The sequence below is a fragment of the Streptomyces sp. NPDC047061 genome, from assembly GCF_040643955.1.
Lineage (GTDB): Bacteria > Actinomycetota > Actinomycetes > Streptomycetales > Streptomycetaceae > Streptomyces.
Genome location: NZ_JBEYVI010000050.1, coordinates 66,236 through 86,107, shown reverse-complemented (window position 1 = coordinate 86,107; position 19,872 = coordinate 66,236). Strand labels below are relative to the sequence as shown.

The window sequence follows — 19,872 nt, the reverse complement described above, 5'->3', positions numbered from 1 at the left end:
GCGGGTTCGAAGGTGACGGTGGGCTGGGGCCGGGGGGTGGGGTCGCTTACCGGCGCTGGCAGGGTGCCTCCCCCAGCCTTCGGCCGGGGGGACCCCCAGCGCCCGCCCGTGCCGCCCTGCGGCACGCCTGCCCGCAGCTGGGGAGCTGTGAGGCCACCCGCGGCTGGGGATGCGCGGCTGCTGCAGCGCCCCTTCAGGGGCGCGGGGAACTGCGCGACCAGCCCCCACCGGGCCGCGGCCGAAACGAAAGCCGTCGCCCCCTTCGCCCCCTGCTTCACCACCAGCACCTCCGGCTCCGGCAGCAGTTCCCGGACCGCCGACGGCCCTCCCGTCACCCCCCACGCCTGCTCCGCCTCGTCCTCCCCCACGAACACCAGATCCGCGCACCGCGCCAGTTCGAGCAGAATCTCCGCGCCGCCGAAGCCGGTCCACAGCCCCGCCCGGTAGTTAACGTCGAACGACACCAGCGGCGGCCCTCCCCCGGCGGGAGCCGTCAGTTCCCGCAGCAGCGCCAGGCACCCCTCCGACAGCGCCGCAGTGATCCCCGACAGGTGCAGGACCCGGCCCGCCGCGCGCACCGCGCCGACGTCCACGTTCGCCGGCGACATCGCGGAGGCGGCCGACCCCGCCCGGTAGTACGCGACCTCGTGCGCGTCCGTCGCCCGGTCCCCCGCCGTGCGGAAGTACACGCCCGTGGGACGCACGGGATCACGTCCGACGGACGAGACGTCGACGCCGTACGACGCGACGGTCTCCACCAGGTGGTCGCCGAACCCGTCCGCGCCGACCCGGCTGACCCACCGCACGGCGTGCCCTGCGGCGGCCAGCGCGCACGCCACGTTGGACTCGGCGCCGCCGATCGCGCGATCGAAGGACGGCACGTCCGCGAGGCGCCCCGGTCGGGTGGGCAGGAACGTGACCATGGACTCGCCGAGCGCGACGACGTCCACGGTGGCAACGGCGCCGGTGGCCTTCACGATGGTCGTGGCTCCTCGTCGTCGGGGAAGGGTCGCTGCGGGCTCCATTGACCCGGCGTTGGCGTGGATGTTAGACAGCGGTAAGCGATATACGCAATGGACGTTGCACACCATGCAACCGAACTGATCAGGGAGGCTCCGTGTCCCTCGACACCGGTACCGAAGCGCTCGCCCGGCTCGCGGAGGAGCGCGTCGACCACCGTTTCAAGGGCCTCCCGCCGGACGCCGAGGGCCTGACCGTGGGCGAACTGGCCGCCCAGCGCCGCAACCTGTTCTCCGGCGGCTTCGCGACCCCGGTGCTGGCCCTCTCCGCCGAGCGCCTGGAGCACAACCTCGCGCTGATGGAGACGTACACCGAACGGCACGGCCTGGCCTTCGCCCCGCACGGCAAGACCTCGATGGCCCCGCAGCTCTTCCGCCGGCAGACCGAACGCGGCGCGTGGGGCATCACCCTCGCCGTGCCGCACCAGGTGCGGGTGGCGCGGGCGTTCGGCACCCGCCGGGTCTTCCTCGCGAACGAGCTCGTGGACGCGGCGGCGCTCCGCTGGACCGCCGCCGAGCTGGAGCGCGACCCGGACTTCCGGTTCGTCTGCTACGTCGACTCCGTGCGCGGGGTCGAGCTGATGGACGCGGCGCTGCGGCCGACGGGGGCCTCGCGCCCCGTGGACGTCGTCGTCGAGCTCGCCGCCGGGGAGGGCGCCCGTACCGGTGTCCGCACGGAGGCGGAGTGCGCGGCGGTCGCGGACGCGGTGGCCGGGGCAGAGACCCTGCGGCTGGTCGGGGTGGCCGGGTACGAGGGGGAGGTCCCGCAGGCCGACCCGGACCGGGTGCACGCCTATCTGCGCCGACTGGTCGCCCTCGCCGTCGAGTTCGACAAGGCGGGCCGGTTCGCGGGGCTGACGGAGATCGTCGTCAGCGCGGGCGGCAGCGCCTGGTTCGACGCGGTCGCGGACGTCTTCGCCGGGATCCCCGAACTGTCCGCACCCGTACTGAAGTTGCTCCGCTCGGGCGCGTACGTCTCGCACGACGACGGCCGCTACCGCGAGGTCACCCCCTTCAACCGCGTCCCCGAGGAGGGCGCCCTGGAGCCGGCCTTCCGGCTCTGGGCGCAGATCGTCTCCCGCCCCTCCCCGGAGCAGGCCTTCGCCAACGCGGGCAAGCGGGACGCGGCCTACGACCTCGACCTCCCCGTCGCCCAGGTGGTCCGCCGGGCGGGCACGGAGCGCCCGGCGACCGGGGTCTCGGTCACCGGCCTGTCCGACCAGCACGCCTGGCTGCACACCACCCCCGAGGCGGACCTGGAGGTCGGGGACTGGGTGGGCCTCGGCCTCTCCCACCCGTGCACGTCGTTCGACAAGTGGCAGCTGATCCCGGTCGCCGAGGCGGACGGCACGGTCGTCGACTACATCCGCACCTACTTCTAGTTCTGGGGAGCCTGCCGTGGAGGACCTGGTCATCCGGGACGCCGACGTCGTGGACGGCAGCGGCGCACCGTCCTACCGCGCGGACGTGGTCGTCGACGGCGGCCGGATCGTGTCGATCGTCAAGGAGGCCGCGGCGGCGGGCTGCCAGCGCCCGCGGGCGGTGCGCGAACTGGACGCGGAGGGCCTGGTTCTCTCCCCCGGCTTCATCGACATGCACGCCCACAGCGACCTGGCCCTGCTGCGCGACCCCGACCACAGCGCCAAGGCCGCGCAGGGGGTGACCCTCGAGGTACTGGGCCAGGACGGGCTGTCGTACGCCCCGGTCGACGACCGCACTCTGGCGGAGGTCCGCCGGGCGATCACCGGCTGGAACGGCTCCGGCGACGACATCGACTTCGACTGGCGGTCGGTGGGCGAGTACCTGGACCGCCTAGACCGCGGCATCGCCGTCAACGCGGCCTATCTCATCCCCCAGGGCACGGTCCGCGCGCTCGCCGTCGGCTGGGAGGACCGCGCGGCCACCCCGGCCGAACTGGACCACATGCGCCGGCTGGTGGCGGAGGGCATGGCACAGGGCGCGGTCGGCCTGTCCTCCGGCCTCACCTACACCCCCGGCATGTACGCGCCGGACGCCGAACTCACCGAACTGTGCCGGGTGGTGGCGGAGTACGGCGGCTACTACTGCCCGCACCACCGCTCCTACGGCGCGGGCGCCCTGGAGGCGTACGCGGAGATGGTGGCCCTGGCCCGGGAGGCGGACTGCCCCCTCCACCTGGCCCACGCCACCATGAACTTCGGCGTGAACAAGGACCGGGCCCCCGAGCTGCTGGCCCTCCTCGACGAGGCCCTCGCCGCCGGCGCCGACATCACCCTCGACACCTACCCCTACACCCCCGGCAGCACGACCCTCGCGGCGATGCTGCCGAGCTGGGCGAACGAGGGCGGCCCGGCGGCGGCCCTGGCCCGGTTGACGGACGACGGGACGTCCGAACGCATCCGCCACCATCTGGAGGCCGTCGGCTCCGACGGCTGCCACGGCGTCCCCGTCGAGTGGGACACGATCGAGATCTCGGGCGTGACCGACCCGGCCCTCACGGACTTCGTCGGCCGCACGGTCCAGGAGTCGGCGGACGCCCGCGGGGAGTCCCCCTGGACGACGGCCCGCCGCCTCCTCGTCACCGACCGCCTGGGCACCACGATCCTCCAGCACGTGGGCCACGAGGAGAACGTCCGCACGATCATGCGCCACCGGGTCCACACCGGCGGCTCGGACGGCATCCTCCAGGGCACGAAACCCCACCCCCGCGCCTACGGCACGTTCCCTCACTACCTCGGCCACTACGTGCGGGAGCTGGGCGTCCTCACCCTGGAGGAGTGCGTCGCCCACCTCACGTCCCGCCCCGCGGCCCGGCTCCGCCTGCCGGACCGCGGCCTCGTACGCGAGGGCTACCGGGCCGACGTCGTCCTCTTCGACCCGGAGACGGTGGCAGCGGGCTCGACATTCGCCCACCCGCGCACCCTCCCCACGGGTATCCCGCACGTCCTGATCGACGGCCGCTTCGTCATCGAGAACGGTCGTAGGACGGACGAGTTGGCAGGCCGAGCAATCCGCCGCACCCCTTAGGCGCCCTGCACTGGAGCGCCCCGAAAGGGGCGCGGGGAACTGCGCGACCGGCCACGACGGACCCGCACCCGACAACGGCGCCCGCCACCCCCTACGGCTTGGGCAGGGTGCAACCACTCGCACTCAGGCTCAGCACGTTCCCCGTCGTGAAGCACGCCGGAATGATGTACGTCTCCTCGGCGTAGTTGATCCCCTGCCGGACCGTCACGGTCCCGTTCTCGTCCACCTCGCACGGGTTGTCGACGGTGCACCGCTCCCCGTCCTCGTTGCCCGTGTTGTTGACGGCGACGACCTGGCCCGTGGTGGTGTCGATCACCGGCGACCCGGACGTCCCGCCGATCGTGTTGCACGCGGAGGTGTAACGGACCGAGTCCTTCCAGGTCCAGTCGCCCTCCTTCAGCCGGTACACGAACCCGTCGATGTTGCAGCTGTAGATCGTCTTCCAGTAGCCGGAGACGACCTTGATGGCGGTGCCGGCGACGGGGTGGGAGGCGCTGACGGTCAGCGGGCTGATGCCGTAGGAGCTCTTGATCGCCGCGTACGTCGTGGTGGTGCGGTAGATCGTGATGTCGGTGTCGGTCATCGTCGAGTAGACGACCTGGTTGGCGCGGAGCGTGGCGACCCGGGTGCCGGAGGAGTTCAGCAGGCCGAAGGTACGGCTGGAGGACTGGCCGGTGATGACCTCGCCGGGGTCGGGGAAGCCGGTCTCCAGGCAGTGGCCGTTGGTGAGGACCAGTGCGGGGTCGCTGTCCGCGGAGTTCGGGAAGCGGATGACCGAGCCGGAGCAGTTGCTGAGCGAGACGGTACCCGCGAAGTTGACGGTCACCGCCGCGGCCTTGGCCGTCTGCGGCGCGGCGACCGCCGGAGCCGTGCCGATCCCGGTGATGGCCAGGGAGGCGAGCGCGGCGACGAGAGGCTTGTTCATGTGGGGGTCCCCTCTATACGACGAGGCGACCGGAGATCTTCCGGCCACCCGCTGTTTTTGTCATGCACATTCTCATCACATGGGCGTACGCGGGCAAGGAGTTGTTTCAGGACCGGTGTTGGCGGATTTCCGCGCAGGAGGCACCGACGCACTCGAAAGAACGCAGGGGTGCACCGACCTGCTAGTGCGACCTGCCGCCGCCACCCCTTCCGTGCCCCCAGCCGTGGCCGCCGCCCGAGTAGGTCGGCGTCGGCGTCGTGCCGGTGGTGGCGGTCGGCGACGGGGTCGCGCCCGTCCCGCCGGTCGCGTCGGCACTCGGCGAGGCACTGGACGAGGCGCTCGCGGACGCGTCCGGCCCGGCCGACGGCGACGTCGCGGCCGGTGCGGCAGGTGCGGCCGGCTTCGGCGAGGCGGCGGCGGACCCGGTGCCCGGCCCCTGCCCGGGCGCCGCCGCGGCCGACGACTCACCGGCCGTGCGCTTCGCACCGCCCTGCCCGTCCGGCGCGCCGTCGGTGGACGGGGCCGAGGAGAAGGGAAGGCCCACGATCAGCGCGAGCACGGAGGCGGCACCCACCGCTCCCACCGCGGCCACCACGTACGTGCCACGCCGGCCTCGCACACCTCGCACACCTCGCACGCCCCGCACGCCTCGTGCACCGCGGGCCGCCCGCCGCCGGTCCGCCCGCCGCCGGTCCGCCCGGCCCGGTTCCGCCCGGCCCGGTTCCGCGCGGGCAGGGGCGATCCGGGCGGGGGCGATCCGGGGCAGCTCGCGCGTCTCGTCGTATGCGTTGAGCCAGCCGTGCGCGGTCGCCGGGTCCCGGTACTCCTCGTACGCGGGGGCCGGTCCGCCCTCGGGTCGGTAGACGCTGGGCGCCCCGGTCTCGTCCTCGGCAGATCTCGGCATGGACGCGGATTGTAGGGAGAGGAGGGTCCTTTGAGACAGCTACCGGCGATAACAGGCCAAATCGCCGGGCCTCGCCCCGCCCCCGCCCCACTCCCGGCTGTCCCCCACACGTGTCTCACGTGGTGGAAAACACGGACCGGTGGGCGTTACCGCCCCGTAAGCTCACCGACATGCAGGTGATCCAGTCGACCAAGCTCGCCAATGTCTGTTACGAGATCCGGGGTCCGGTTCTCGAGGAGGCGATGCGGCTAGAGGCGGCGGGGCACCGCATCCTCAAGCTCAACACCGGCAACCCGGCCGCCTTCGGCTTCGAGTGCCCGCCGGAGATCCTGGAGGACATCCTCCGCAACGTCTCCACGGCACACGGCTACGGCGACGCGAAGGGTCTGCTGGCCGCCCGGCGCGCGGTCGTCATGCACAACCAGACCATCGGCATCGAGACCGACGTCGAGCACGTCTTCGTCGGCAACGGCGTCTCCGAGCTGATCGTGATGGCGATGCAGGGGCTCCTGGACGACGGGGACGAGGTTCTCGTACCCGCCCCGGACTACCCCCTGTGGACCGCGGCGGTCTCGCTCTCCGGCGGCACGGCCGTGCACTACCGCTGCGACGAGCAGTCGGACTGGATGCCCGACCTCGCCGACATCGAGCGCAAGGTCTCCGACCGCACCAAGGCGATCGTCATCATCAACCCGAACAACCCGACGGGCGCGGTGTACGACGAGGCGATGCTGCGCGGGCTGACCGACATCGCCCGCCGCCACAACCTGCTCGTCTGCTCGGACGAGATCTACGACAAGATCCTCTACGACGGCGCCACGCACACGCCGACCGCGGCCGTGGCCCCGGATCTGCTCACGCTCACCTTCAACGGCATGTCCAAGGCGTACCGGGTGGCCGGCTACCGGGTCGGCTGGATGTCCATCTCCGGGCCGCGGGCGCACGCCGACTCCTACATCGAGGGCCTGACGATCCTCGCGAACATGCGGCTGTGCGCGAACATGCCGGGTCAGCACGGCGTGGTGGCGGCGCTCAGCGGGCGCCAGACGATCAACGACCTGGTGCTGCCGGGCGGGCGGCTCAAGGAGCAGGTGGATCTCGCCTACGACCTGCTCACCCAGATCCCGGGCGTGAGCTGCGTACGCCCCAAGGGCGCGCTGTATCTCTTCCCGCGCCTCGATCCCCAGGTCTTCAAGATCAAGGACGACCGGCAGATGGTCCTGGACCTGCTGCGGCAGGAGAAGATCATGGTGGTCCAGGGCAGCGGCTTCAACTGGCCGGAGCCGGACCACTTCCGGGTGGTGACCCTGCCGTCGGTCGGGGACCTGCGGGACGCGATCACGCGGATCGGGCGGTTCCTGGACGGGTACGGCCAGCCGTAGGTAGCCGTTGCGCCACGGTCCGTGAACCCGGTCAACTTTAGACGAAATCTAAGCTAGGATGGCTTCCTGTCAGAGCACAGGAGGCCATCTCCCATGTACGAACCGATCCGCACCAAGTCGGTCCACAGCACGATGGCCGGCACACCTTCCGACTTCCCCCACCGGACGCGCGAGGAGGAGCTGGACATCCAGCTCGCGGGACACCTCGCGGCGCTGCTGGCCGTCACCGACGAACTGCGCGCACTCACGCCGTCCACCGACCTCGAAGCCGCCGCGATCCGGCTGGCCGAGCAGGTGGCCCGGCTGCGGGGCGGACGGACGCCGGTCCGCGCGTCACTGACGGCGGTCCAGGAGCCGGCCGCGCTCCACGAGCGTGCGCATGCGCTCGCGGGCCGCGCGCTGGTGGTCGCGGCGTCCCGGGCGGACACCGCGGCGGCGATCCTCGCGGCGGAACGCATGGACGCCCACGCGGCAGCCACGGAACTCACCACGGCCGGCTGACCCACCCCCCTACGGCCCCGGTCCGCGCGCTCCCGCAGCGACGCGCGGACCGGGTTGCCACACGTCAGTACGCTGAGGTCATGGGCATGGACTACCCGAAGATGCGCGCGATCGCCGAGCAACTCGGGGCCTACGCGGAGCAGCTCGAAGGGACCTGGAGCGTCGAGATCGGCCCCTCCGGTCCGAAACTGGCGATGATGTGCCCGTCGAAGCGCCATGAGGGCACGGTCAGCCGCATCCGCAATCAGCTGAACACCCAGCTCCAGGTCACCCACCCCGGCTACATGTGCGAGAACGGCCCGGAGGTCGAGCACCCCGCCCTCGGCCGCATGCGCCGCCCCGACGCCGTCGTCATCCCCGAGGACGTGCTCGACGAGGAGGGCCTCGCCGTCGACGCCTCACAGGTGCTGGCCGTCGTCGAGATCGTGTCCCCGTCCAACCCGGACAACGACTACGTCGAAAAGATCAGCGAATACCCGGCGATGGGCATCGCCCACTACATGATCGTCGACCCCCGGAAGGGCACGATCGAGGTGCACTCCGAGCCGTGCGGGAACCGCTACCAGCGCATGGACCCGTACATCTACGGCGACCTGGTGCCCTTCGGCCCCTGGCAGGTGGAGACCTCCGCCTTCCGCCGGTACGGCAAGGCCGGGAACGACCCCGCCTGACGGCGCCCGGCGGAGTTCGGTGCTCCGGTTTCGTTCCGGGGCGCCCCCTTCACCCCTCGTTCACCCGTTCCACCCAGGACTGAGGGATTCCGGGAGCACTCTCCACCTCGTGAGACGTATCGCGGGAATCGTCCTCGCGGTGCTGCTGATCGGTGGCGTGGTGGCTGCCGTCGTCGCAGGCCGGCAAGGGGATGACAAGGGCACGGCAACGAAGACCGTGCGCGGTGTGATCGGTTCGGAGAAGTCGGACTTCTTCGCCGATCCCGATGTGGTGAAGGCCCTCGCCGCCAAGGGCTACACCGTGAAGACGGAGGCGTCCGGATCCTGGGCCATGGAGGATCTGGACCTGAAGGGCTACGACTTCGCCTTCCCGTCCAGCTCGGCGCCCGCCGACACGCTGGCCGAGAAGTACCACGCCCGCCAGCCCCTCCCCCGGCCCTTCTACTCGCCCCTCGTGGTGGTGGCCCACCGCAGCGCGGCCCAGGTACTGGCCGCCAACGGCCTCGCCGTGCTCGACGGGAAGGGCGGCAAAGGCGGCAAGGGCACGCTGAAGATGGGCGCCTATCTGGACGCGGCCGCGCACGACCGGACCTGGCAGCAGCTCAAGGGGGCCAAGGCGCACGGCGAGTTGACCGGAACGCTGTACATCACCAGCACCGACCCGGAGACCTCCAACTCCGGCGCCCTCTACCTCGCCGCCGCCTCCTACGTCGCCAACGGGGGGCAGGTGGTGGCCAGTGATGCCGATGTCAGGAAGACGGCGCCGCTGCTGCACAAGCTCGTCAGCGTGCAGGGTGCCCAACAGCCCAGCAGCGACTCGGTGTTCCGGGACTTCATCAGCGGCGCCGGCAACCCGCTGGTGTGCCTGTACGAGTCGCAGGTCGTGTCGCTGCTCGCGGAGCAGCACGGCTCCGACGACCTCGTCGTCCTCTACCCGGACACCACGGTCAACAGCGACCACACCATCGTGCCGCTCGACGACGCCGGCCGGGAACTCGGCGAACTCCTCAGCACCGACCCGACCCTGCGCAAGCTCGCCGTCAGGCACGGCTTCCGGCCCCAGGGCGACTCCGCCGAGTTCGTCAAGGCCACCGCCGACCACGCCGCCTACCTCAACCAGACACTGACCGGCGTCCGGCAGGCGCCCGTGCCCACCTCCACGGTGCTGCACGACATGGCCCGCCGGGCGCGCGGCTGACGGGGGGACCCTGTGAGCAACTTCGACAAGATGACGCCGAGCGGCGGTGACCACGCGCCCACCCTCAGCGGTGAGGACGTCTTCACCCTGACCCCGCCCGAGGCCGTCGCGCCCGTGCCGCGGGAGAAGGCCGGCGGGCTGGTGCCCGTGGAGGACGGCGTCCGTGCGGACATGGCGCACAAGGCCGCCGGCTACGTCCGGGACCTCGCCGCCCTGGACGCCCGGTCACCCGAGTTCGCGAGCAAGGTCGGCGAGATCACCGGCCTCGGCGCCGGCGAGATGCGCACCGCCGCCTCGCAGTCCAACCGCATGCTGGAACGCGCGGTGCGCAGCCTGCCCGACAAGGGCGGCGACGCCCAGACCAAGGTGGCCGGCTCGCTCGTCGAACTCCGCCGGGTCGTCGAGGACCTGGACCCGCGCGACCTGCCCGCGAGCAAGGGCCGCAAGTTCCTCTCCCGGCTGCCCGGCGGCAACAAGCTCCGCGACCACGTCGCCAAGTACGCCTCCGCGCAAGGAACGTTGAACAAGATCGTCGGGTCGCTGCGCGGCGGGCAGGACGAACTCCGGCGTGACAACGCCGCGTTGCAGACCGAGCGGGTCCGGCTCTGGGAGACCATGGGCAAGCTCCAGGAGTACGTGGTCCTCACCCAGGCCCTGGACACCGCCGTCGAGCAGCACGTCGTCCGGCTCACGGATCCCCAGGAGGCCGACGCCGTCCGCGCGGACGTGCTCTTCCCGGTCCGGCAGAAGCACCAGGACCTGCTCACCCAGCTCGCGGTCTCCGCGCAGGGCTACCTGGCGATGGACGTCGTACGCCGCAACAACGACGAGCTGATCAAGGGCGTCGAACGGGCCGCCACCACCACCGTGTCCGCCCTGCGCATCTCGGTGATGCTGGCCTCCGCGCTCGACAACCAGAAGAAGGTCATCGAGCAGGTCAACGCGTTGCGCGGGACGACCGAGGAGCTGATCCGGGGCAACGCCGAGATGCTCGCCACGCAGAGCGGCGAGATCCAGCGGATCGCGGCCGACCCGGCGGTCGGCGCCGAGACCCTGCGCGCCGCCTTCCAGCAGATCTACCGCACCCTCGACGCCATCGACACCTACAAGGTGCAGGCGACCGAGGTGATGGCGAACACCGTGCAGTCCCTCACGGACGAACTCCAGCAGGCGAGCGCCTACCTGGAGCGCAGCCGGGCGAAGGGCGCGCTGGACGGCGGCCTCGCATGAGCCTGGGAAGACGCACGCTCCCCGCCCTCCTCGCGGCGGCGGCCGTCGTCCTGGCGGGCTGCACCGCCGAGGACCACGGCGACGACGACTCCACGGCCCCGAAGGCGGGCACCCTGCGGGTCCTCGCCTCCTCCGAACTCAGCGACATGACCGCCGTGTTCGACCGCGTCCGCAAGGACACGGGGGTCACCGTCCGCCCGACCTACATGGGCACCCTGGACGCCGTCGACCTGCTGGCCTCGGGGAAGGCGGACGGCAGGTACGACGCGCTGTGGCTGTCCTCCGACGACTATCTGCGGCTGCGCCCTCAGGCGGCGAAGAAGGTCGTCTCCGAGACCTCGATCATGTCCAGCCCGGTCGCGATCGGTGTGAAGACGGCCACCGTCCGGTCGCTGGGCTGGAAGCCGGCCGCCGTCACCTGGTCCCAGGTCGAGCAGGCCGTCGAGGCCGGCAAACTGACGTACGGCATGACCGACCCGGCGCGCTCCAACTCCGGCTTCTCCACGCTGGTCTCGGTGGCCTCCGCGCTCTCCGGCGCCCAGTCGGCGCTCACGGACGCCGACGTCACCAGGGCGACTCCCCGGCTGAAGAAGTTCTTCAGGGGCCAGACCCTGACCTCGGGCTCCTCCGGCTGGCTGGCCTCGGCCTACCAGCGGCGCGGCAATGTCGACGCCCTGCTCAACTACGAGTCCGTCCTGAAGGAGATCCCCGGCCTGACGGTGATCCGTCCGACCGACGGTGTGGTCACCGCCGACTACCCGCTCTCCTCCCTGGCCTCGACCTCCTCGGCGACCCGCGAGGACGTCCGCCGGGTGACGGAGGACCTGCGCACCGCGGCCGTGCAGAAACTCATCACGGACACCACGCACCGCCGCCCGGTGGTGGCCTCCGTCGCCCCCACGGCCGGCCTGGACACCAGCCGCCGCCGCGAACTCCCCTTCCCCGGCAGCCAGTCGGTGGCCGACGGGCTGATCTCCGCCTACGAGAACGACCTGCGCCGCCCCTCTCGCACGGTCTACGTCCTGGACACCTCGGGCTCGATGGAGGGCGACCGCCTCTCCCGCCTGAAAGCGGCTCTCACCGGCCTCACCAGCGACTTCCGCAACCGGGAGGAGGTCACCCTGATGCCGTTCGGCTCGGCCGTGAAGAGCGTCAGCACCCATGTGGTCGACGACAAGTCCGACCTCGCCGCGATCCGCAAGGACACCGACGCCCTGCACGCCGACGGCAACACGGCGATCTACACCTCCCTGGAGAAGGCGTACGCGCAGCTGAACCCCTCCCAGGAGACCTTCACGTCGATCGTGCTGATGACCGACGGCGAGAACACCACGGGCGCCAAGGTCGGTGACTTCGACGCCTTCTACAACAAGCTCTCCGCCGACCGGCAGCAGATCCCCGTCTTCCCCATCCTCTTCGGCGACTCCTCCCGCGCCGAACTCCAGCACATCGCCACCCTGACCGGCGGCCGTCTCTTCGACGCGCAGCAGGGGTCCCTGGACGGCGCCTTCGAGGAGATCCGTGGCTACCAATAAGACCCGTGGGGTCCTCGCCTACCTCGAGTCCCGGAAGAACCTCACGGGCTCCGCGGCCGGTCTCGTCGGCCTGGTGCTGACCTTCACCGGGGTGGCGGGCACGTACTGGCCGGTCGTGGTGGCGGGCCTGTACGGCGCGGGCGCGCTGATCGCCCCGCCGGAACGCCCGCCGCTGCCGGAGTTCCCGACCCCGTCCGCCCAGCTGGGCGAGGTGCGGGCTGACTTCCGCAAGCTGGAGACCTATCTGGCGGAGGTGGGCCTGCCGGCCTCGACCGAGGCGCGGCTGGCGGAACTGACGGACCTGCTGACGGCGTTGCTCGACCCCGGCCGGCCCGCCGAGCTGCTCGCCGAGGACCCGGAGGGCGTCCATGTCCTGTCGCGGACGGTACGGCAGGACATCCCGGAGGCGGTCGACAGCTTCGTCCGCACCCGGTGGTGGACGCGCCTGGCCCCCGGGCAGGAGCCGCCGGAGCGGCACCTGGAGCGCCAGCTGGCGGTTCTGTACAAGGAAACGCGACAGCTCGCGGCAGCAATGCGCGACGCGGAAGCGCTCCGGCAAGAGACACACTCGCGGTACTTGGAGGACCGCAACAAGTCAACGCCCCTGGAGTGAACCTGAGAGGCTTGCACAACGGGCGCCACTGGGTGTGGTGCTGCGTTTGCGTCCTGTCCACGCCCCAGTTCAGGAGGTGGGTCTGGGGCGGTTGACTGCGCCCCGCGTCGCCACAACTCCCACGCACGCGCGCGGATGTTGCGGGAGCCTCCCCCACTCTCGGCTTCGCTCGAGCGGGAGGTGCCCCCATCGGTCCGCGTGATCAACGAATCCGCAGGACCGACACGCGAACCAGGCCTGCGATACCCGATTCGCCTTGTCGATGTGCCCGCACTCGGCACAGGTACGCGAGGTGTACGCCGGATCGACGTACACCACCGGCACCCCCGCCCTGCGGGCCTTGTACACGATGCACTGCCCCAGCTGGGCAAAGGCCCAGCTGGAGTGGGTGGCCCGTTGGGGCTTTCGAAGCCGTACCCGTTCACGGATGCCCGTCAGGTCCTCCAGGGCGATCCCGCGACCGGTGCGTTCCGCCTCGGCCACCACATGCTTCGCGATCTTGTGGTTGATGTCCCTCGCCCGCCGCGCCTCCTTACGACGCCGCTTCTTCAGACGGCGCTTGGCGGACGGAGTGTTCTTCTTCTGCAGCTTGGTGCGGAGCGTGCGCTCCCGGGCGCGCATGCGGTTGAGTTCGCGCCCGGCCATGATTTCGCCGTCGCTGGTGGTAGCGATGTTCGCGACGCCGAGATCGATGCCGAGGAAGTCCACGGGGTCGGTGTTCAGTGGTGCTTCGGGAACGTCACAAGTGGCGTTGAGGAACCACATGCCGTCTCGGCACAACAGATCCGACTCGCCCTTGCGATACCGGGCCAGGATGTCCAACTGCTCCGATGAGGCGGTGAACCCCACGTCCTTCACCCGTCCAGCAGTCGTCCAGATCGAGATTCGGCGCTGATCGATCTGCCAGGACAGCATTCGGTCGTCGTAGGGCTGCGCGCCGTCCGTCCGGAAAGCGACAGGCCTCTCCAACGCCCTGCGGTAGCGCATCGAGCCTGGCTTGCCCAGATTCCCAGCGTGCAGGTTGGCCTTCAGCGTCGCGTACGCGTCACAGGTCTTCTTGATCACATGCTGGGCAGCCTGCGCTCCCAGCCCCCAGCGAATCTTGATCTGGTAGTAGGTGTGCTCCCGCAATGCGAAGTTGTTCTTCACGTCCTTCTCGAATGCCACGCCACTGACCCAGGTGGCCGCCTCATTGCAGGCGCGCAAGGTCGCCTCCAGCACCGGCGCCTGTGCGGGCGTCGGCAGCAGCCTGACCTGCACCACCAGTTTCACGATCAGCAAAACTACGCATACGCACGACAGTCCGCGGCGTGTTCGCCATGCATCACCCTCCCGGGTGACCACCGTGTCGTCACAGCACCGGATCCGCCGGACACGTCACCCGGCCGCAGCACTTCGCCCAGGCATGTGAGGAGGAGCCCTTTCGGTGAGGGCGACCGGGCCCCACCCACACAGGCGAAGGCCTGCCGTCACCGCGACCGTCGGGGCGGACGGAAGCGGGTGACGGCAGGCCTGTCGGCCGCACACGCCGTTGTGCGCGGCCTCGCCGGTACACACCGCGGCCGGTCGTGACGATCGCTGGTCAGGGCTCATCCCCCAACCGGCCGCGGAGCTCTTCGTACGGGACTCAGCCCAGGCGCTCGACCAGCGCCCGGTACTCGGCCCACAGCTCCTTCGGCGTGTGCTCGCCGAAGGTGTTCAGGTGGTCGGGGACGAGGGACGCCTCCTCCCGCCAGACCTCCTTGTCGACGGTCAGCAGGAAGTCGAGGTCGCTGTCCGCGAGGTCGAGCCCGTTGGTGTCGAGGGCGTCCCGGGTCGGCAGCACGCCGATCGGCGTCTCGACGCCCTCGGCCTTCCCGTCCAGCCGCTCCACGATCCACTTCAGGACGCGGGAGTTCTCGCCGAAGCCGGGCCAGACGAACTTGCCCTGGTCGTTCTTGCGGAACCAGTTGACGTAGTAGATCTTCGGCAGCTTGGACTGGTCCTTGTCCTTGGCCACGTCGATCCAGTGCGCCATGTAGTCGCCCATGTTGTAGCCGCAGAACGGCAGCATCGCGAACGGGTCGCGGCGCAGCTCGCCGACCTTGCCCTCGGCGGCGGCGGTCTTCTCGGAGGCGACGTTCGCGCCGAGGAAGACGCCGTGGTTCCAGTCGAAGGACTCGGTCACCAGCGGTACGGCGGTGGCGCGGCGGCCGCCGAAGAGGATCGCCGAGATCGGCACGCCCTTCGGGTCCTCCCACTCCGGCGCGATGATCGGGCACTGGGCGGCGGGCACGGTGAAGCGGGCGTTGGGGTGGGCGGCCGGGACGTCGGACGCCGGCGTCCAGTCGTTGCCCTTCCAGTCCGTCAGGTGGGCCGGAGTCTCCTCCGTCATGCCCTCCCACCAGATGTCGTTGTCGTCGGTCAGCGCCACGTTGGTGAAGACGGCGTTGCCCCACAGCGTCTTCATCGCGTTGGCGTTGGTGTGCTCACCGGTGCCGGGCGCGACGCCGAAGAAGCCGGCCTCGGGGTTGATGGCGTAGAGCCGGCCGTCCTCGCCGAACCGCATCCAGGCGATGTCGTCGCCGATCGTCTCCACGGTCCAGCCGGAGACGGTGGGCTCCAGCATGGCGAGGTTCGTCTTGCCGCAGGCGGAGGGGAAGGCCGCGGCCACGTACTTCGACTCGCCCTGCGGCGGAGTCAGCTTGAGTATCAGCATGTGCTCGGCGAGCCAGCCCTCGTCGCGCGCCATGACGGACGCGATGCGCAGGGCGTAGCACTTCTTGCCGAGCAGGGCGTTGCCGCCGTAGCCGGAGCCGTAGGACCAGATCTCGCGCGACTCGGGGAAGTGCGAGATGTACTTGGTCTGGTTGCACGGCCACGGGACGTCCGCCTCGCCCTCCGCGAGCGGGGCGCCGAGGGTGTGGACGGCCTTCACGAAGAAGCCGTCGGAGCCGAGTTCGTCGAGGACGGGCTGGCCCATGCGCGTCATCGTGCGCATCGAGACGGCGACGTACGCCGAGTCCGTGATCTCCACGCCGAGAGCGGACAGCGGCGAGCCGAGGGGGCCCATGCAGAACGGGACGACGTACATCGTCCGGCCCTTCATCGAGCCGCGGAACAGGCCCTTCTCGCCCGCGAAACTGTTTTCTTCTCCGGTAAAGATGGCCCGCATCTCGGCGGGGGCCTTCCAGTGGTTGGTCGGGCCGGCGTCCTGCTCCCGCTCGGAGCAGATGAACGTGCGGTCCTCGACCCGGGCGACATCGGTCGGGTCGGAGGCCGCGTAGTAGGAGTGGGGGCGCTTGATCGGGTCGAGCTTCTTGAAGGTGCCCTTCGCCACGAGCTCTTCGCACAGTCGCTCGTACTCGGCCTCGGATCCGTCACACCAGACCACGCTGTCCGGTTGCGTCAGTTCGGCGATCTCGTTGACCCACGAGATCAGTTCCTGATGGTGGGTGGGGATGACGGTGGGAGCCGCGATGTCGCGCGCCACGATTGCTCCTAAATGAGGGATTTTTGATCTTGTGGCCCTGTTTCAGGCCTCGTTGCCCCGTGGGGGCTGCGACCCGGATGCTTCGTAGCCGCTCATCCGGTGCCGACCGCACTCATTTGATCCTCCGACTCGATCACCCATCTGTCCAGAGGGAGTCACAGATGAGCGACGTGAGGAAGGCCACGGTTTCTGCGCCCACCTGCGTTTCTTTGCGTCCACATTGAGTTCGCCTCAAGGTCTTTTTGCTCATCGATGTGAGCGCAACCGAGGCTCCGTGAGATGATGGCCACTCTCCGGTGGCCATCGAGCGAGACTGATCCGTAACTTACGGTTCCGTAGGTACGATGCCCTCCATGACTGCGCCCGTCCCCGACGCGCCCACGGACTCGCCGGCCGCCGGCCGTGGTTCCGCCGCGCTCTCGTCCCTGTCGCAACAGGTCAAGCCCAAGCTGCGCGGCTGGCTGCATCTGGGCATGTTCCCGGCCGTCCTCGTCGCGGGCCTCGTCCTCACCGCCCTCGCCGACTCGCCGCGCGGCCGTATCGCCTGCGGGATCTTCGCCCTGACGGCATGCCTGCTGTTCGGCGTGAGCGCGCTCTACCACCGGGGCAACTGGACTCCGCGCATGGACGGGATCCTGCGCAGACTCGACCACGCCAACATCTTCCTGATCATCGCGGGCACCTACACGCCCCTGACCATGCTGCTGCTGCCCGGAGCGAAGGGGCAGTGGCTGCTGTGGGGCATCTGGGGCGCGGCGGCCGCGGGCATCGTCTTCCGGGTCTTCTGGGTCGGCGCACCGCGCTGGCTGTACACGCCCTGCTACATAGCGATGGGCTGGGCGGCGGTCTTCTTCCTGCCCGACTTCATGCGCACCGGCGGTATCGCGGTCCTGGTCCTGGTGATCGTCGGGGGTCTCCTCTACAGCGCCGGCGGCGTGATCTACGGGATCAAGCGCCCGAACCCGTCACCGCGCTACTTCGGGTTCCACGAGGTGTTCCACTCCCTCACGCTGGCCGCGTTCGTCGTGCACTACGTCGGCATCTCCCTGGTGGCCTACCAGCACGCATAGCTCCCGGCACCGCTCGTCCGAGTGGCCACGGCTTCCGAGCCGTGGCCACTTTTTTCATGCCCTCTCCCATATTACGACACCAACTCGCCATTGACAGCAACTGGATTTTGAGAGCTACTCTCATTTCATGGCTACTGTCACTCATCTTGAAGAGACGCACCAGAACCCCCGCCGCTGGTGGGCCCTCGGTGCCCTGGTCGCGAGCATGCTGGTGCTCGGCTTCGACACGACGATCCTCAACGTGGCGCTCCCGACGATGGCCGAGGAGCTCGGCGCCACCACCAGCCAGCAGCAGTGGATGGCGGACGCGTACGTCATCGTCTTCGCCTCGCTGATGCTCCCCGCCGGACTCCTCGGCGACCGCTTCGGCCGCCGCCGGATGCTCGTCGTCGGCCTGCTGATCTTCCTGGCGGGCTCGGTGCTGGGCTCGCTCGCCGGCGACGTGAACTGGGTGATCGCCGCCCGCGCGGCCATGGGCGTCGGCGCGGCGCTGGTGATGCCGCTCGCGATGTCGGTGCTGCCCTCGCTGTTCGGGCCGGGCGAGCGCACCCGCGCCGTCGGCATCGTCTCGGCGGCCTCGGCGCTCGGCCTGCCGCTCGGCCCGATCATCGGCGGCTTCCTGCTCAACCACTTCTGGTGGGGCTCGGTCTTCCTGATCAACGTGCCGATGGCCGCCGTCGGCATCGCCGCCTGCGTCTTCCTGCTCCCCGAGACCAGCGACCCGGCCTCCCCCAAGGTCGACGTCCTCTCCACCGTGCTCACCGCGGTCGGCCTCGGCGCCCTGGTCTACGCGATCATCGAGGCCCCCGGCCGCGGCTGGGGCGACCCGCTGGTGCTGGCCCTGTTCGCGGTCGCCGTCGTCCTCGGCACGGCCCTGGTGCTGCGCGAACGCCGGGCCCACCGCCCCATGCTCGACATGGAGCTCCTCACCCACCGCGGCTTCCTGCTGAACACCCTCGCGGCGACCCTGGTGATGTTCGTGCTGTCCGGTCTGCTGTTCGTGCTGCCGCAGTACCTCCAGGCGGTCCTCGGCAACGACGCCTTCGGCACCGGCCTGCGCCTGCTCCCCATGATGGGCGGCCTGGTCATCGCCGCGCGCACCGCCCAGCCGGTCGTCGCCCGCTTCGGCGCCCGCGCCGTGGTCGCCGCCGGCCTGGTCGTCCTCGCCTTCGCCGCCCTGCTCGGCAGCCGCACCTCGGTGAGCGACGGCTACGGCTTCACCGCGCTGTGGCTGTCCGTCGCCGGCCTCGGCTTCGGCTTCTCGGTGGTCCCCTCGATGGACGGCGCGCTCGGCGCCCTGCCCGCGGACCGGGCCGGCAGCGGCTCCGGGCTGCTGATGACCACGCGCCAGGTCGGCGGCGCGATCGGCATCGCCCTGCTCGGCAGCCTCCTGGCCGGTGCCTTCCGGGACCGCCTGGACGTCACGGGACTGCCCGCCCCGCTCGGCCACACCGCGGGGGAGTCCGTCGTCGCCGCCCACCTGGTCGCCGCGAAGACCGGCTCGACCGACCTCGTCGCCTCCGCGAACGCCTCCTACGTCCACGGCATGGGCCTGGTCCTGATGGTGTGCGGGATCGCCGCGCTCGCCACCGCGCTGCTGGCCGCCGCGCTCCTGCCGAACACCCCGACCGAGCGCCGCACCGAAGGGAACGAGTCCCCGGCCGTGGCCCCCGCCACCGTCGATGCCGGACAATGACCGGCATGACGGCCGCACATCCTCCCCTCTCCCCCGCCGACACCCCCCGGCTCGGCCTGCGCGAGCGCAAGAAGGCCAAGACCCGCGAGGCGATCCGCACCGCGATGTACGCGCTGGTCGCGGAGCAGGGGTACGACGCGACGACGATCGAGCAGATCGCGGAGCGGGCCGAGGTGTCGCCGTCCACGGTCTACCGGTACTTCCCGACCAAGGAGGACATCGTCCTCACGGACGAGTACGACCCGCTGATCATGGAGGAGCTCCGGGCGCGGCCCGCCGACGAGCCGTGGCCGGACTCCCTCCGCCATGTGATGCACCGGGCGATCAGGATGGGCGCGAAGGACGACCCCGTGGTCTCCCGGCTGCGCACCCGGCTGATGGTCGAGGTGCCGGCGGTGCGCTCGCGGATGATGGACGGCATGTCGAGCACCGGCCGCATGCTCCGGCGGGCCATCGGCGAGCGCACCGGCCTCGACCCGGACAGCCTGGAGGTACGGGTCTACGCGATGTCCATCGTCGGCGGGCTGATGGAGACCTCGATGTACTGGGCGGAGCAGGAGCACGAGCCCGACTTCGACGACCTGGTCGACCGCGCCCTGAACGTCATCGAGCACGGCCTGCCCCCGGAAAACCACTGAGGTCAGGGCCCT

At 70.5% G+C, this 19,872-nt stretch carries 16 protein-coding genes and 1 pseudogene; 12 read left to right on the top strand and 5 right to left on the bottom strand.

Translation table 11 applies throughout. The features are described from left to right. Positions 1-923 (bottom strand): sugar kinase (locus ABZ887_RS44025; RefSeq protein ID WP_361303642.1); only part of this gene is annotated, 923 nt, incomplete at its 3' end. Positions 924-1,117: 194 nt separating this feature from the next. Between ABZ887_RS44025 and ABZ887_RS44020 the strand changes: the two genes are divergently transcribed. After that, positions 1,118-2,401, top strand: coding sequence for an amino acid deaminase (locus ABZ887_RS44020; RefSeq protein ID WP_361303624.1), 1,284 nt, complete (start codon positions 1,118-1,120; stop codon positions 2,399-2,401). A gap of 16 nt (positions 2,402-2,417) precedes the next feature. Then, positions 2,418-4,025: a D-aminoacylase gene (locus ABZ887_RS44015; RefSeq protein ID WP_361303621.1), complete on the top strand. Its 1,608-nt coding sequence runs from the start codon at positions 2,418-2,420 to the stop codon at positions 4,023-4,025. 91 nt (positions 4,026-4,116) lie between these two features. Here ABZ887_RS44015 and ABZ887_RS44010 read toward each other — a convergent pair whose 3' ends face one another. Both ABZ887_RS44010 and ABZ887_RS44005 read right to left on the bottom strand, forming a co-directional pair. Next, on the bottom strand, positions 4,117-4,950 hold the full coding sequence (locus ABZ887_RS44010; protein WP_361303618.1) for a trypsin-like peptidase domain-containing protein: 834 nt from the start codon (positions 4,948-4,950) through the stop codon (positions 4,117-4,119). Positions 4,951-5,131: 181 nt separating this feature from the next. Then, on the bottom strand, positions 5,132-5,854 hold the full coding sequence (locus ABZ887_RS44005) for a hypothetical protein (protein WP_361303615.1): 723 nt from the start codon (positions 5,852-5,854) through the stop codon (positions 5,132-5,134). A 170-nt stretch (positions 5,855-6,024) separates the two neighbouring features. On the opposite strand from ABZ887_RS44005, the gene ABZ887_RS44000 reads away from it, so the two are divergent. The 7 genes from ABZ887_RS44000 to ABZ887_RS43970 all read left to right on the top strand — a co-directional run bounded on the left by ABZ887_RS44000 (position 6,025) and on the right by ABZ887_RS43970 (position 12,984). Further along, on the top strand, positions 6,025-7,236 hold the full coding sequence (locus ABZ887_RS44000; protein ID WP_361303612.1) for a pyridoxal phosphate-dependent aminotransferase: 1,212 nt from the start codon (positions 6,025-6,027) through the stop codon (positions 7,234-7,236). A 93-nt stretch (positions 7,237-7,329) separates the two neighbouring features. Further along, complete coding sequence (locus ABZ887_RS43995; protein ID WP_361303609.1) at positions 7,330-7,737, top strand: hypothetical protein; 408 nt, start codon at positions 7,330-7,332, stop codon at positions 7,735-7,737. Between the two features lie 86 nt (positions 7,738-7,823). Beyond that, positions 7,824-8,408, top strand: a complete 585-nt coding sequence (locus ABZ887_RS43990) for a Uma2 family endonuclease (RefSeq protein WP_361303639.1) — start codon at positions 7,824-7,826, stop codon at positions 8,406-8,408. A 109-nt stretch (positions 8,409-8,517) separates the two neighbouring features. Further along, positions 8,518-9,606: a hypothetical protein gene (locus tag ABZ887_RS43985; protein ID WP_361303606.1), complete on the top strand. Its 1,089-nt coding sequence runs from the start codon at positions 8,518-8,520 to the stop codon at positions 9,604-9,606. A 30-nt stretch (positions 9,607-9,636) separates the two neighbouring features. Beyond that, positions 9,637-10,836, top strand: a complete 1,200-nt coding sequence (locus tag ABZ887_RS43980) for a toxic anion resistance protein (RefSeq protein ID WP_361303636.1) — start codon at positions 9,637-9,639, stop codon at positions 10,834-10,836. Continuing rightward, positions 10,833-12,371, top strand: a complete 1,539-nt coding sequence (locus tag ABZ887_RS43975; RefSeq protein ID WP_361303603.1) for a VWA domain-containing protein — start codon at positions 10,833-10,835, stop codon at positions 12,369-12,371. The genes ABZ887_RS43980 and ABZ887_RS43975 overlap by 4 nt, the downstream gene beginning before the upstream one ends. Next, the gene (locus ABZ887_RS43970; protein ID WP_361303600.1) at positions 12,358-12,984 is read left to right on the top strand and encodes a hypothetical protein; all 627 of its coding nucleotides are present in this window, start codon (positions 12,358-12,360) and stop codon (positions 12,982-12,984) included. Before ABZ887_RS43975 ends, ABZ887_RS43970 begins: the two co-directional genes overlap by 14 nt. Here the strand turns inward: ABZ887_RS43970 and ABZ887_RS43965 are convergent. Beyond that, positions 12,967-14,256, bottom strand: a pseudogene (locus ABZ887_RS43965) (transposase). The gene ABZ887_RS43970 and the pseudogene ABZ887_RS43965 overlap by 18 nt on opposite strands. Before the next feature lie 355 nt (positions 14,257-14,611). Next, positions 14,612-16,456 carry a phosphoenolpyruvate carboxykinase (GTP) gene (locus ABZ887_RS43960; RefSeq protein ID WP_361303597.1) on the bottom strand — a complete coding sequence of 615 codons (1,845 nt, stop codon included), beginning with the start codon at positions 16,454-16,456 and terminating at the stop codon, positions 14,612-14,614. A 353-nt stretch (positions 16,457-16,809) separates the two neighbouring features. Between ABZ887_RS43960 and ABZ887_RS43955 the strand changes: the two genes are divergently transcribed. From ABZ887_RS43955 to ABZ887_RS43945, 3 genes are all read left to right on the top strand, one after another. Beyond that, positions 16,810-17,526, top strand: coding sequence for a hemolysin III family protein (locus ABZ887_RS43955; protein ID WP_361303594.1), 717 nt, complete (start codon positions 16,810-16,812; stop codon positions 17,524-17,526). A 127-nt stretch (positions 17,527-17,653) separates the two neighbouring features. After that, positions 17,654-19,222, top strand: a complete 1,569-nt coding sequence (locus tag ABZ887_RS43950) for an MFS transporter (protein WP_361303591.1) — start codon at positions 17,654-17,656, stop codon at positions 19,220-19,222. Then, complete coding sequence (locus tag ABZ887_RS43945) at positions 19,219-19,860, top strand: TetR family transcriptional regulator (protein WP_361303588.1); 642 nt, start codon at positions 19,219-19,221, stop codon at positions 19,858-19,860. Before ABZ887_RS43950 ends, ABZ887_RS43945 begins: the two co-directional genes overlap by 4 nt. The last annotated feature ends 12 nt before the right edge of the window (positions 19,861-19,872 follow it).